At 67.3% G+C, this 13,195-nt stretch carries 11 protein-coding genes and 1 tRNA gene; 9 read left to right on the top strand and 3 right to left on the bottom strand.

What is annotated here, in order from left to right; all coding sequences use genetic code 11:
• Window positions 1-2 precede the first annotated feature (2 nt).
• Window positions 3-3,164, top strand: a complete 3,162-nt coding sequence (locus U1872_RS13790; RefSeq protein WP_332793462.1) for an efflux RND transporter permease subunit — start codon at window positions 3-5, stop codon at window positions 3,162-3,164.
• Window positions 3,165-3,382: 218 nt separating this feature from the next.
• Window positions 3,383-4,645, top strand: a complete 1,263-nt coding sequence (locus tag U1872_RS13785) for a DUF445 domain-containing protein (RefSeq protein ID WP_332793461.1) — start codon at window positions 3,383-3,385, stop codon at window positions 4,643-4,645.
• A gap of 19 nt (window positions 4,646-4,664) precedes the next feature.
• Here the strand turns inward: U1872_RS13785 and U1872_RS13780 are convergent, their stop codons facing one another.
• Complete coding sequence (locus tag U1872_RS13780) at window positions 4,665-5,336, bottom strand: HAD family hydrolase (protein WP_332793460.1); 672 nt, start codon at window positions 5,334-5,336, stop codon at window positions 4,665-4,667.
• 63 nt (window positions 5,337-5,399) lie between these two features.
• On the opposite strand from U1872_RS13780, the gene U1872_RS13775 reads away from it, so the two are divergent.
• From U1872_RS13775 to U1872_RS13760, 4 genes are read left to right on the top strand one after another with little or no spacing between them, the layout of a single operon-like run.
• Window positions 5,400-6,497 carry an ABC transporter permease gene (locus U1872_RS13775; protein WP_332793459.1) on the top strand — a complete coding sequence of 366 codons (1,098 nt, stop codon included), beginning with the start codon at window positions 5,400-5,402 and terminating at the stop codon, window positions 6,495-6,497.
• Window positions 6,494-7,342, top strand: coding sequence for an ABC transporter ATP-binding protein (locus tag U1872_RS13770; RefSeq protein ID WP_332793458.1), 849 nt, complete (start codon window positions 6,494-6,496; stop codon window positions 7,340-7,342). Before U1872_RS13775 ends, U1872_RS13770 begins: the two co-directional genes overlap by 4 nt.
• Window positions 7,342-8,313, top strand: coding sequence for an MlaD family protein (locus U1872_RS13765; protein ID WP_332793457.1), 972 nt, complete (start codon window positions 7,342-7,344; stop codon window positions 8,311-8,313). Before U1872_RS13770 ends, U1872_RS13765 begins: the two co-directional genes overlap by 1 nt.
• Window positions 8,310-8,918 (top strand): ABC-type transport auxiliary lipoprotein family protein, encoded by a 609-nt coding sequence (locus tag U1872_RS13760; RefSeq protein ID WP_332793456.1) that lies wholly within the window; start codon window positions 8,310-8,312, stop codon window positions 8,916-8,918. Before U1872_RS13765 ends, U1872_RS13760 begins: the two co-directional genes overlap by 4 nt.
• 182 nt (window positions 8,919-9,100) lie before the next feature.
• Here U1872_RS13760 and U1872_RS13755 read toward each other — a convergent pair whose 3' ends face one another.
• Window positions 9,101-9,994, bottom strand: coding sequence for a peptidylprolyl isomerase (locus tag U1872_RS13755; protein ID WP_332793455.1), 894 nt, complete (start codon window positions 9,992-9,994; stop codon window positions 9,101-9,103).
• A 109-nt stretch (window positions 9,995-10,103) separates the two neighbouring features.
• Here U1872_RS13755 and U1872_RS13750 point away from each other — a divergent pair.
• Window positions 10,104-10,194, top strand: a tRNA-Ser gene (locus U1872_RS13750).
• A 426-nt stretch (window positions 10,195-10,620) separates the two neighbouring features.
• Here the strand turns inward: U1872_RS13750 and U1872_RS13745 are convergent.
• Entirely contained in the window at window positions 10,621-11,478 is an 858-nt protein-coding gene (locus U1872_RS13745) for a LysR substrate-binding domain-containing protein (RefSeq protein WP_332793454.1), read from the bottom strand.
• Window positions 11,479-11,595: 117 nt separating this feature from the next.
• Here U1872_RS13745 and U1872_RS13740 point away from each other — a divergent pair, with 117 nt between their 5' ends.
• Together U1872_RS13740 and U1872_RS13735 are read left to right on the top strand one after the other, a co-directional pair.
• Window positions 11,596-12,411, top strand: coding sequence for an ABC transporter permease (locus U1872_RS13740; protein ID WP_332793453.1), 816 nt, complete (start codon window positions 11,596-11,598; stop codon window positions 12,409-12,411).
• Between the two features lie 3 nt (window positions 12,412-12,414).
• Window positions 12,415-13,167, top strand: a complete 753-nt coding sequence (locus U1872_RS13735; protein ID WP_332793452.1) for an ABC transporter ATP-binding protein — start codon at window positions 12,415-12,417, stop codon at window positions 13,165-13,167.
• The last annotated feature ends 28 nt before the right edge of the window (window positions 13,168-13,195 follow it).

The following is a 13,195-nucleotide window of genomic DNA, read 5'->3' as shown; positions in this document are numbered from 1 at the left end:
GCATGAGCTTCCGGAATATCTCGGCCTGGTCGATCCGCAACCCGGTTCCGTCGATCGTCTTGTTCTTCATGCTGACGGTCGCCGGGATCGTCAGTTTCCGGAACCTCGACGTCAACAACCAGCCCGACATCGATTTTCCGGTCGTCATCATCGAAATCTCGCAGCCCGGCGCCGCGCCGACCGAGCTCGAGACGCAGGTCACCCAACGCGTCGAGGCGGCGGTACGCTCGCTGCAGGGCATCGACGAGATCAACTCGACCGTTACCGAAGGCAATTCGGAAACGATCGTCCAGCTCAACATCGGCACGCCGATCGATCGCGCGGTCGAGGACGTCCGCTCGGCGATCGCGCAGATCCGCAGCAACCTGCCCGACGGCATCCTCGAGCCGCAGATCATGCGCGCCAACACCACCGGGCAGGATCTGGCGAGCTATGCCGCGCTGACCACCGACATGACGGTCGAGCAGCTCAGCTGGTACATCGACAACAATGTCGCCAAGGAATTGCTGTCGGTGCCGGGCCTCGCCACGGTCAGCCGCAACGGCGGCGTCGACCGCGAGATCCGCGTGATCCTCGATCCGCTCAAGCTGTCGGCGCAGGGGCTGACCGCGAGCGCGGTCAACCAGCAGCTCCGCCAGGTCAATCTCAACGCCGCCGGCGGCCGTGCGCAGATCGCCGGCTCCGAACAGTCGGTGCGCGTGCTCGGCAATGCGCAGACCGCCTATGCGCTCGGCCAGGTCCAGATCGCCACCGGCACCGGCCGCACGATCAAGGTCGCCGATCTCGGCCGCGTCGAGGATCTCTATGCCGAGCAGCGCTCGGCCTCGGCGCTCAACGGCCGACAGGTGCTGAGCTTCGATTTCCAGCGCGCCAAGGGGGCGTCGGACGTCACCGTCTTCCAGGAAGCCGAGAAGAAGCTCGCCGCGCTCGAGGCGCGCAACCCGAAGGTGCATTTCAAGCGCATCTCGGACAGCGTCAAATATACCAAGGCGCAATATGACGCCGCGATGGAGGCGATGGTCGAGGGCGCGTTCCTCGCGGTCGTGATCGTCTTCATCTTCCTGCGCGACTGGCGCTCGACGATCATCTCGGCGCTCGCCATCCCGCTGTCGGCGATCCCGACCTTCTGGGTGATGGAGCTGCTCGGCTTCACGCTCAACAACATGACGCTGATGGCGCTGAGCCTGGTCGCGGGCGTGCTGGTCGACGATGCGATCGTCGAGATCGAGAATATCGTGCGGCACATGCGGATGGGCAAATCCGCCTATCAGGCCTCGATCGACGCCGCCGACGAGATCGGCCTCGCCGTGCTCGCAACGACGATGGCGATCGTCGCGGTGTTCCTGCCGGTCGGGCTGATGCCCGGCCTATCGGGCCAGTTCTTCAAGAATTTCGGCCTGACCGTCGTCGCCTCGGTGCTGATGAGCCTTGCCGTCGCGCGTCTCATCACGCCGATGCTCGCCGCTTATTTCCTTAAGGCGCACGGTCAGGCCTCGCATGGTGAGGGCTGGCTGATGGATCGCTACATGGCGATCCTGAAATGGACCTTGCAGCATCGCTGGTCGGCGGTAGTCGGCAGCGCGGTCGCGTTCGGGGCGACGATCTTACTGTTCATGGTCATCCCGGCGACCTTCCAGCCGCTGCGCGACTCCGATTCGAGCGTCGCCCAGATCGAAATGGTGCCCGGGACGACGCTCGCCGAAACGCAGGCGGCGGTGAGCCGGGTCGCCGCCTTCCTGCAGAAGCAGCCTAGCGTCGAATCGGTGTATTCGCGCGCCTTCGTCGGCAACGGTCGCGTCACCGCGATCTTCAAGCCCAAGGCCCAGCGCAAGATGAAGAGCTACGAGTTCGAGCGCTCGCTCGCGCCCGAGCTCCAGGCGATCCCCGACGCGCGGATCTCGTTCCGCTCGTCGAGCGGCTGGGGCGGTGGCGGCCGCGCGCTGACCGTCACGCTCGGCGGCGACGATCCCAAGCAGCTCGCCGAGACCGGCGCGATCCTCGTCCAGCAGATGTCGACGCTCGGCAACGTCGTCGCGCCGCGTATCTCGGGTGACCTGAAGCGGCCCGAACTCGTCATCACCCCACGGATGGATCTCGCCGCCAACATGGGCGTGACGACCGCGGCGCTGTCGAACGCGATCCGCCTGGCCACGCTCGGCGACATCGACCAGAACAGCGCAAAATTCTCGCTCTCGGACCGCCAGATCCCGATCCGTGTCGCGCTCGACCAGGATTCACGCCAGCGTCTGACGACGATCCAGAACCTGCCCGTCGCGACGGCGACCGGCGGATCGGTCCCGCTCAACGTCGTCGCCGACATCGGCTTCGGCGCCGGCCCCACCAAGATCGAACGCGTGGCACAGCAGCGCCAGCTGACCGTCGGCGCCGATCTCGCGCCGGGCGTCGTCAGCGGCACCGCTCAGAAGGAGATCCACGCGCTCCCGATCATGAAGAACCTGCCGATCGGCGTGAAGGAGCTCGTGCTCGGCGAATCGAAGTGGCAGGTCGAGCTGATCCAGAACTTCATCATCGCGCTCGCTGCGGGCATCGTGCTGCTGTTCGCGGTGCTGGTGCTGCTCTACCGCCGCCTGCTGCCGCCGTTCGTCAACGTGCTGTCGCTGATGGTCGCGCCGCTCGGCGGACTGCTCGGCCTCGCCGCAACCGGCACGCCGATCTCGATGCCGGTCTATATCGGGCTGATCATGCTGCTCGGCATCGTCGCCAAGAATTCGATCCTGCTGATCGACTTCGCGCTCGAGGAGATGAACAAGGGCGTCGACAAGGTGACCGCGATCATCGACGCCGGGCACAAGCGCGCGCAGCCGATCGTGATGACCACCGTCGCGATGGTTGCCGGCATGATGCCGACCGCCCTGGCGCTGACCGGCGACGGATCGTCACGCGTGCCGATGGGCATCACCGTGATCGGTGGCCTGACGATGTCGACCGTGCTGACGCTGCTGATCACGCCGGCCCTGTTCAGTCTCGCGGTCGGGATCGAGGCGCGCGTCGGGCCGTATCTGCGCCGCAACCTGCTGACCTACCGCGTCGGCGACGCCGATGGCCCGCTGATCGAGAACCGGCCGGAGGGCGGCCCGGCCCTCCCCGGCGTGCCCCCGCGGATCGTCTATCAGGGCAAGGATGGACCGCAGCCGGCGGAGTGACGGAGCGACATACAACCGCTTCCCCGGCGAAGGCCGAGGCCCCGTCGCGAAGGTGGCTGTGATGGAGCGCCGCGCGCGATGACCGGCCGGCCACGCCTGGACCCCGGCCTTCGCCGAGGAAGCGTTGGCGGAGCGCTCGGAAAGCACCGGTCTGTGCCACGCGCGCGCTCTTTGCCTTTCGGCTTGAACTATCGCCGCGTTCGGGGATTGGTCCGGCTATGAGACTGACCCGCCCACCCCGCACGATCGACGCCCCGCCCGCGGGCCTGGTGCGGATGCGCTGGATTGCCGGCGGCCTGCTCGTCGTCATGGCGGCGACCTTCCTCATCACGCGCGTCTACGCACCGGTCTATCCTGCGCTCGGCTTCGTCCGCTCCTTTGCCGAGGCGGCGATGGTCGGCGGGCTCGCCGACTGGTTCGCCGTGACCGCGCTGTTCCGCCACCCGCTCGGCCTGCCGATCCCGCACACCGCGATCATCCCGCGCAACAAGGATCGCATCGGCACGACGCTCGCCGCCTTCCTGCGCGACAATTTCCTGATTCCCGGCGTCGTCGCACGGCGGATGCGGCGGGTCGACATGGCGGGTGCGGCGGGGCGCTGGCTCGCCAACCCGCCGGGCGGTGAGGGTCGGATCCGCCGCGGCGCGGCCGGCCTCGCCGCGCATATGCTCGAGGCGTTCGACCAGCAGCGGCTCGGCGGCATGGTCAAGGCCGGCATCGGCCAGCGGTTGCGCGCGCTCGACGTTGCGCCGCTGCTCGGCCAGGCACTCAATGCCGCGATCGCCGAGGACCGGCATCTGCCGCTACTCGATTCGATCGTGCGCTGGGGCGCCAAGCTGCTCGCCGCGAACGAGCAACTGATCCGCCAGATGGTGCACGATCGCGCGGGCGCGGTGATGCGCTGGACCGGGCTCGACGAGACGCTCGCCACCAAGATCATCGACGGCCTCAACGGCCTGCTGACCGGCATCGCGGAAGATCCCGAACATCCGCTGCGCGCCAAGGCCGAGGAAGGCCTCGCGCAACTGGCGCACGATCTGCTGCACGATCCCGCGATGCGATTGCGCGTCGCTGCGGTGAAGGGCGAGATCATCGACAATCCGGCGATGCAGGCGTGGCTCGACGGGCTGTGGGAGCAGGCGCGCGCTGGGATGCTGCGCATTGCGCGCAACCCGGACGCGCTGCTCGCCGGCCCGGTCGGTGACGCGCTGCGCCAGTTGGGCGGCACGCTGCAGACCGATCCCAAGCTGCGCCGCACGATCAACCGCTTCGTGCGCCGCGCTGTGGTCGGCATGGCGGCGGATTATGGCGACGCGATCGTCCGCTTGGTGTCGGAGACGGTGCAGAGCTGGGACGCGGGGACGATCACGCGCCGGCTCGAGAATGCGGTCGGCAAGGACCTGCAATATATCCGCGTCAACGGCACGCTCGTCGGCGGCCTGGTCGGCCTGGTGATCCACGCGGTCGACGTCGCGCTCTGACGTCACCCGCCGTGGCGGGTCAGCGCGCCCAATCCTCGATCGACCAGCCGCGCAGCTTGGCGAGCACTCGCAACGGCCCATGCGCGTTGACCGCGATGCCGACATCGGCCCATTCGAGCGACGGCGCGTCGGAGACATGGTCCGAATAGAAGCGAATCAGCGCATCGCTGCGCGCGATACCCTGCTGTGCCAACCACGCCTCGATCATCCGCAGCTTGGCCGGCCCGTAGCAATTCTCGCCCGCGATCCGTGCACGAATCGTGCCCCCATCGCGCACCACCCCGGTCGCGATGACCGCGTCGAAGCCGAGCAACGCGGCGATCGCCTCGGCATAGAAGCCATAGGATGCGGTCGCCAGGACGAGCCGGTACCCGGCCGCCCGGTCGGCCGCGATTTGCGCCCGCGCACCTGAGTAGACGCCCGCGGTGACCACCCGCGCCGCGAAACGCGTTGCCGCTTGCGCTGCCGCCGCTTCGGGCATCCGCCCACCAAGCAGCAGAAATTGCGTGATTTCCTTCAACCGCGCCCGACCGATCAGCCGCGCCGCGTAGCCGAGCGTGGCGATCCCGGCGAGCGGCAGCAGCGCCATGCGCCACGGCGCCACGTCCGCCGCGGTCCGGAGCAGGAACGCGGTCCAGGTCGGCGCGTGGGTGATGGTCTTGTCCATGTCGTAGACGGCAAGCAGGTGCATAAATGCGCCATACGCTGCTAGAGCCTTGCCGATCCACCACGATTGCAGCACAGAAGGCGCCAGATGACCGAAATGGCCGCCTTCTCCACCGATAGCGACGTCGTGCGCTTCACCGGCAGCCTGTCGCTGGCCAAGATCGGCGACCTGCCCGAGCGGCTGCGCGCGTTCGACGGGACCGCCAAGAGCCTCGACCTCAGCGGGATCGAGCGAATCGATACCGTCGGCGCGTGGCTGATCCACCGCTTCGCCGCCGAGCATGATGCCGAGATCACCGGACTCGATGCCGATGGCGAGCATCTACTGAAACAGGTCTCCGCGGCCGACCAGCCGGTGGCGATGCGCCCTGCCCCGGTTAGCGCACTGGCGCGCGTCGTCGGCGAGATTGGCGATGCGGTCGTGACGACCGGCGCCACGCTGTACGGCCTGCTCGGCTTCCTCGGGGCGACACTGATCGCCTTCTGGAACGTCGCGACGCATCCCAAGCGCTTCCGCTTCAACGCCGTCGTCCAGCGCTTCGAGGTCGTTGGCGTCAGCGCGCTCGGCATCGTCGGGCTGATGAGCTTCCTGATTGGCATCGTCATCGCGCAGCAGGGCGCGGTCCAGCTGCAGCAGTTCGGCGCCGAATTCCTGACGATCAACCTCGTCGGGCGAATCACGCTGCGCGAACTCGGCGTGCTGATGACCGCGATCATGGTCGCGGGTCGCTCGGGCTCGGCGTTTGCCGCGCAGATCGGTACAATGAAGCTGACCGAGGAAGTCGATGCGATGCGCACGATCGGCGTCTCGCCGATGGAGGCGCTGGTGCTGCCGCGCGTGCTCGCGACCGTCATCATGATGCCGCTGCTCGGCATGTACGCCTCGATCGTGACGATCATCGGCGGCGGCCTGCTGTGCTGGATCACGCTCGGCATCCCGCCCGTCACCTTCATCCAGCGCTTGCGCGAAGTCGTGCCGATCACCGATCTCTACGTCGGCCTCGTCAAGGCGCCGGTGTTCGGGCTGATCATCGCGGTCGCCGGCTGCTTCCAGGGGATGCTGGTCGAGAGCGACGCCGAGCAGGTCGGCACGCGCACGACCTCGGCGGTCGTCCAGGCGATCTTCCTGGTGATCGTGGTCGACGCCTTCTTCGCGGTCTTCTTCACTTCGATCGGCTGGATATGACACAGACCGAACGCACCGACGCGCCGGCGGACGACGATGTCATCGTCGTGCGCGGGCTCAAGAACGGCTTTGGCGACCAGATCGTCCACGAAGACCTCGACCTCAGCGTGCGGCGCGGCGAGATCCTCGGCGTGGTCGGCGGGTCCGGCACCGGCAAGTCGGTGCTGATGCGCTCGATCATCGGGCTGCAGAACCCGATGGCGGGCGACATCAAGGTGTTCGGCGACTCGACGATCGACCGCGAGGAGATCGAGCTCACCGATCTCACCAAGCGCTGGGGCGTGCTGTTCCAGGGCGGCGCGCTCTTCTCGACGCTGACCGTCGCCGAGAACGTCCAGGTGCCGCTGCGCGAATTCTACCCCGAACTCGACGCGGTGCTGCTCGACGAGATCGCCGCCTACAAGGTCGTGATGACCGGGCTGCCCGCCGATGCCGGCCCGAAATTCCCGTCCGAGCTGTCGGGCGGGATGCGCAAGCGCGCCGGCCTCGCGCGCGCGCTCGCACTCGACCCCGAATTGCTGTTCCTCGACGAGCCGACCGCCGGTCTCGACCCGATCGGTGCAGCGGCGTTCGACGAACTGACTGCCTCGCTGCAGAAGACCCTCGGGCTGACGGTGTTCCTGATCACGCACGATCTCGATACGCTGTACGCAATCTGCGACCGCGTCGCGGTGCTCGCCGACAAGAAGGTGATCGCGGTCGGGACGATCGACGAACTGCTCGCGCTGGACCATCCGTGGATCCAGGAATATTTCAAGGGACCGCGCGGCCGTGCCGCGACCGCGACGATCCAACACAACAAAGATGTCGCTGAACAGGCCGTTCACGCGGAGGACAAGAACTGATGGAAACCCGCTCGAACCATGTGCTGGTCGGCACCGTCGTGCTTATCCTGCTGGCGGTAATGCTGCTGTTCCTGGTGTGGATCGCGCGCTGGGGCACCGCGACCGACAAGGAATATGACATCTTCTTCAAGCAGTCGGTCGACGGCCTGGCCAAAGGCTCGGCGGTCGCCTTCTCGGGCGTGCCTTCGGGGCAGGTCAAGGAGATCACGCTGTGGAAGCCCGATCCCCAGCTCGTCCGCGTGCGCATCAGCGTCAACCCCGACGTGCCGATCCTGGTCGGCACCACCGCGACGCTGCAGGGCAGCTTCACCGGCACCAGCACGGTCCAGCTCGACGGCGCGATCAAGGGTGCACCCGCGATCGCCTGCCCGGTCGAGAATCCGCTCAACGATTGCCCCAATGGCGTGCCGACGATCCCGACCAAGCCCGGCGGCCTCGGCGCGCTGCTGAGCTCGGCCCCTCAGCTGCTCGAGCGCATCTCGACGCTGACCGAGCGGCTGTCCGACATGCTCTCCGACAAGAACCAGCAGTCGATCGCCGGCATTCTCGCCAACACCAACAAGCTGACCTCGGCGCTCGCCGATCGCGGTCCCGAGATCGCGGCGACGCTCGCCGAATCGCGCGTGACGATCCAGAAGGCGGGTCTTGCCGCCGACCAGTTCGCGGCCCTGGCCAAGACCACCAACGGCATGCTGGCGGACGACATCCATCCGATGATGGGCAACCTCAACAAGACGATCGCCTCGGCGCAGCACAGCATGGAAACGCTCGATGCCGCGATCGGCGATGCGCGCCCCGGCCTGCAGGCCTTCTCGAAGCAGACGATCCCCGAGGTCGGCCAGCTCGTGCATGATCTGCGCGAGATGTCGCAGGCGCTCACCTCGGTCGCCGAGAAGCTCGACCGCGGCGGCGCGACCTCGCTGATCGGACAGCCGAAACTGCCAGATTACAAGCCCGGAAAGGGACAGTGACCATGATCCGCTCCAAGCCGCTGCTCGCGCTCGTCGCGCTCGCACCGCTCACCGCCGCGCTGTCGGGCTGCATCAGCTTCGGCGCCAAGCCCCCGCCCTCCTTGCTGTCGCTGACCTCGGCGGCCAGCGTTCCGGCGGGGCAGACGCAATCCTCGGCAACCTCGCCGACAATCACGATCCTCATGCCCGGCGCGTCGCAGGCGATCGCCGGCACGCGCGTGCCGGTGCAGGCGAGCCAGACCTCGATCGCGTACGTCACCAATGCGCAGTGGGTCGAGCCGCCGAACCGCATGTTCGTCCGGCTGCTGATCGACACCGTGCCGGCGAGGACCGGGCGGATCGTGCTGAGCAGCGCGCAATCCTTCTCCGATCCCGGCGCGATCCTCTCGGGCGAGCTGCGCAATTTCGGCGTCGACGCCGCGACCAACGAAGCGGTCGTGACCTTCGACGGCTCGCTGATCCGCACCACCGGCAAGGTGGTCGAGAAGCGTCGCTTCGAAGCCCGCGTCCCCGTTACCCGGATCGCCGCCGCGCCGGTCGGCCAGGCGCTCAACCAGGCGGCGAACCAAGTTGCCGCCGAGATCGCCGACTGGGTCGGTAAGTAAGCGCTTAGTGCTACCGGAGGGACTGCCGTCCCTCCGCGGGTGCCAGCGCCATGTTGGGGCGCGCCATCCCCCTCCCCCGTTCGCCCTGAGCCTGTCGAAGGGCTGTTCTGCCTTGCGCCGGTCGCAAGAATGCCCGGGGCTTCGACGCGCTCAGCACGCACCGAGCCGGGTAGCCGCACTCGCTAACGCGCGAGCCTACGCACCGGCACCATCAGGTTGCACAGGTCGGCAGCGGCTGCCGGCACCGTGAAGAACGGCCCGCCGCGATTGGCGCGCGCCTCGAGGGTCGCCGCAAACACTGCCGCGTCAGGCCGCAGATATTGATACGCCGGTCGCTCGCCGGCCGGCAGGTCTGCGACGATCGCAATCCGCTTGATTGGCACGCGCTGCTTGGGGTCCTCGTACAGCCCGAGCCCGCCACCGGTGCCGCGCGGTAACGCCGACAGCGCGCCCATGCCGTCGATCACCCGCCCGACCAGCGCGATGTTGCGATCGAGGTGGCGCGGAGCATGACCGATCACGGTATAGAGATCGCCCCCCGTCCCCGTATCGGGCGCCAGGTCGCGCGCCACGCCGACCATGCCGTAGCAATGCGGCAACCATTGCCGCGTGCCGTCCCCCGCCACCGCCCAGCCGCTCGCGGTAAAGCCGGTGCGCGCCGCATAGGCGTCGCGATACGGGTTGGCGATCGCCGGCCCGTGCGCATCCCACGCCCATTCATATTCGGCCGGCGGCTTGAGCATGATCCCCGCCGCGGGCGGCTTCTTCTCGGTGGCGTCGCCCCATTGCGTGACGTAATTGTCCTGCACGCGGTAAACGGTCGCATCGTTCCACCAGCCGCTGCGCGCGATCGCGCGGATGTTGGCGACGTGCACCGGCGCGAAGTCGGCCGCGAGCCACAATACCGCGCGCTGTCCGTCGGCAAAGTCGATCAGCAGCAGATCCTGCGGATCGATCGCCCCCCACGCCGCGGCGGGCGCGGCCGCGGCAAGCTGCGCCGCGCCCGGCTTGGCGGGAGGCTCGGGCGCGCCCTGGGCGGCGGCGAGCAGGGCGAACAGCGGGAGCAGCAAGGACATTTGCCCAAGGTGGCATGACCCTACCCTGCGGCGCAATCCCGCATGCGTGGCTGAGTGCTTGCGCCCGAGGCTGGGACGCTCTAGGGCCACGCGTCTGTCCAGGACATGCGGAGCGGTGGCCGAGTGGTCGAAGGCGCTCGCCTGGAAAGTGAGTATACGTCAACAGCGTATCGAGGGTTCGAATCCCTCCCGCTCCGCCAGCTACGCTTTCTAAGCGTTTATAAATTTTGAGTCTTTTCAGAGGTTGCTTTCGCAGCCCCACAGTTGGCCCCACATTTCGCACGTGACCGGCGTGCGTGATCACGTGAATCAGTCGTTTCGACAATTCGCGAGCCTGCTATCGCGTCGTAGTCCCGCATGCACAACGCAATGTCTGTTTCCCTCAAGCCATCGCCCGACAGCCGCCATGCCGCTTTGACCCAAAAGCCGACATTCAAGCCCCCCCGCCCCCTTCCTGAAAGCGGACGTTGGTTCAGCGTTCAATTATGGATTGGATTGATCGAGCGCTGACCGACCGCCTGGCGGCCGCCGCTCAAGATCTTGGTTCGGCAATCTACGTTCATGCGGTCGTCGATGGTCGGCGATCGGTGAAGGCAGATACCGTCAGATGATTTCAAGGTGACCGTTCATCCAAATTCGGCACCCGACAAATCCATGTCCTTCACCCGCTTGGCGATCAGGTCGTGGAGATGCAACACCGCTGGCGGTAATCGCTCGCGCCGTCGCAACACGTACGTGACCGCGGGAAGCGGGGGCAATGCCGAGCCGATGATTTCGGGCAACCCTGCAAATAGCTCGGTGCGACAGGTAATCGCCACCCCGCCGAGCACGGCGGCGCGCAACACCGAGAGACTGGGCGTCTCGACCACCACTTGGTACGGGGTGTCGGCCGCCTCGAGCGCCGCAATCGCCGCGTCACGAAAGCGGCATGGTCGTTCCAGCACTGCGAGCGGAACAGCGTCGCGTCCGGCGAGCGGCGCGTTGCCGAACCAGCGCATCGGCTCCTCGCGAATGGCAGCGGGATCTCCCACTGGCCCCATGCCGAGGATAACGTCCAACCGGTCGCTTTCGAGCAACTCGATCAGTTGTGGCGTGCCACCGACGCGCACCTCGAGCCGTACGTCCGGATGCAATGCGACGAGCTGCGCGAGCACGCCCTGCAGCAGCGTTTCGGCGAAATCCTGGACGAATCCGATCCGCACCGGCCCGGCCAGCGCGTCGCCTGTCAGGGTCGCGACGATGCGATCGTTGAGCGCCAGGATTTCGCGCGCCTGGACCAGCACAGCTTCACCCTGCGGGGTCAGCACCAGGCGCCGCCCCTCGCGCAGGAACAACGGCACTTGCAGCAATTCTTCGAGCCGCTTCATCTGCAGGCTGATCGCCGGCTGGCTCAGGAACACGCGCTCGGAGGCGCGCAGCATCGAGCCGCCATCGACCACGGCAATGAAACTGCGCAACACATCGATCGGAAGATTGAGGGCCATGGGCCACCTATAAGCAACGCCAATCAGGCGCGTTAGCAAATCTATATTGATTTGGTAGGAGATAAACTGTCCCTTGGCACCGTAACGCTGGCATCCCCGCCACCGTGAGGAGCCGACATGGCACGCAACGACGCGACCCACGCACCGCACACGCTGCGCTCGCACCTTGGCCGGATCCGGTCGGGCGGCGCGCGCTGGGTGTCGCCGCTCGTCCTGCTGCTCTTGTGGGAAGCGGGTTCGCGCACCGGACTGATCCCGGCGCATACGCTCGCAGCGCCATCCGCGGTCGCCGTGACCATGGGGGGCATGATCGCCTCGGGCGAACTCGGCCACAACGTCCTCGTCTCGCTCGGGCGTGCAGGCCTCGGTCTCGCGATCGGGGTTTTGGTCGGCGGGGCGCTGGCGATCCTGGCCGCGCTATCGAAGCGCGGTGAGACCGCGATCGACTCGCCGGTGCAGATGCTGCGCACGCTGCCGACGCTCGCGCTGACCCCGCTGTTCATCGTCTGGTTCGGGATCGGCGAGACACCCAAGATCGTGCTGATCGCGGTCGCCACAACCTTTCCGGTCTATCTCAACCTCTACAACGGCATTCGCGGCGTCGATGCCCGGCTGGTCGAAGCTGCACGCGCGTTCGGCCTGTCGCGCGCGGCGATCATCCGCCACGTCGTGCTGCCCGGCGCGCTGCCCGCCTTCCTCGTGGGCTTGCGCTACGCCCTGTCGATCTCGGTGCTGATCCTCGTCGTCGCCGAACAGATCAACGCGTCGTCGGGGCTCGGCTACCTCATCAACAATGCGCGCGACTTCATGCGGACCGACATCATCGTCGTCTGCCTGATGGTCTACGCCGCGCTCGGCCTCGGTGCCGATGCGGCGGTGCGGCTGATCGAGTTCCGCTCGCTCGCCTGGCGCCCGACGATCCTGGAGGCTTGAGCCATGAACGCACCCATCCCCTTCCCAACGCGTCCGCAACCCGTCGTGTCGCTCCGCGGCTTCACGCGTCGCTTTGGCAGTAACACCGTAATCGCCGGTCTCGACCTCGACATTGCCGATGGGGAATTCGTTGCGCTGCTCGGTCGCAGCGGCTCGGGCAAGACCACCTTGCTGCGCACGCTCGCCGGGCTCGATGGAGCTAGCGAAGGCGAGGTGCGCGTGCCCAACTCTCGTGCTGTGGTGTTCCAGGATGCGCGGCTGCTGCCGTGGAAGCCGGTGTGGCAGAACATCATGCTCGGCCTGAAGGGTCGCGATCTGCGCGCCCGCGCTGACGTCGCGCTGGCCGAAGTCGGTCTCGACCACCGCGCCGATGCCTGGCCGCTCACCCTCTCCGGCGGCGAGGCGCAGCGCGCCGCGCTGGCCCGCGCGCTGGTGCGCGAACCGAAGGTGTTGCTGCTCGACGAGCCGTTCGCCGCGCTCGACGCGCTGACGCGAATTCAGATGCATGATCTCGTGCTCGGCCTGTGGCGTCGGCATCGTCCGGCGGTGCTGCTGATCACGCACGATATCGACGAAGCGATCGCGCTCGCCGACCGCGTGCTGGTGCTCGACGGCGGCCGGATCGTCGCCGAGGAGCGCATCGCCTCCGATCGGCCGCGCACGCTCGATCCCGCGCTGCGCCGCCGCCTGCTCGCGCGTCTCGGTGTCGCCACGCCCAAACCGGTCGAGACCGTTTGGGCCGAAGCCGCCGACTGACCCCCTTCTTATTCGACAGGAGTTTACC

The organism is Parasphingomonas frigoris, assembly GCF_036663815.1.
In the GTDB taxonomy this organism is placed as follows: domain Bacteria; phylum Pseudomonadota; class Alphaproteobacteria; order Sphingomonadales; family Sphingomonadaceae; genus Sphingomonas.
This window is presented reverse-complemented; position numbering and strand designations above follow the sequence as displayed.

Excerpts from the sequence above, each read along its gene's own strand:
- U1872_RS13790 (WP_332793462.1), top strand. The coding sequence starts at position 3 with ATGAGCTTCCGGAATATCTCGGCCTGGTCGATCCGCAACCCGGTTCCG.
- U1872_RS13785 (WP_332793461.1), top strand. The coding sequence starts at position 3,383 with ATGAGACTGACCCGCCCACCCCGCACGATCGACGCCCCGCCCGCGGGC.
- U1872_RS13780 (WP_332793460.1), bottom strand. The coding sequence starts at position 5,336 with ATGCACCTGCTTGCCGTCTACGACATGGACAAGACCATCACCCACGCG.
- U1872_RS13775 (WP_332793459.1), top strand. The coding sequence starts at position 5,400 with ATGACCGAAATGGCCGCCTTCTCCACCGATAGCGACGTCGTGCGCTTC.
- U1872_RS13770 (WP_332793458.1), top strand. The coding sequence starts at position 6,494 with ATGACACAGACCGAACGCACCGACGCGCCGGCGGACGACGATGTCATC.
- U1872_RS13765 (WP_332793457.1), top strand. The coding sequence starts at position 7,342 with ATGGAAACCCGCTCGAACCATGTGCTGGTCGGCACCGTCGTGCTTATC.
- U1872_RS13755 (WP_332793455.1), bottom strand. The coding sequence starts at position 9,994 with ATGTCCTTGCTGCTCCCGCTGTTCGCCCTGCTCGCCGCCGCCCAGGGC.
- U1872_RS13745 (WP_332793454.1), bottom strand. The coding sequence starts at position 11,478 with ATGGCCCTCAATCTTCCGATCGATGTGTTGCGCAGTTTCATTGCCGTG.
- U1872_RS13740 (WP_332793453.1), top strand. The coding sequence starts at position 11,596 with ATGGCACGCAACGACGCGACCCACGCACCGCACACGCTGCGCTCGCAC.
- U1872_RS13735 (WP_332793452.1), top strand. The coding sequence starts at position 12,415 with ATGAACGCACCCATCCCCTTCCCAACGCGTCCGCAACCCGTCGTGTCG.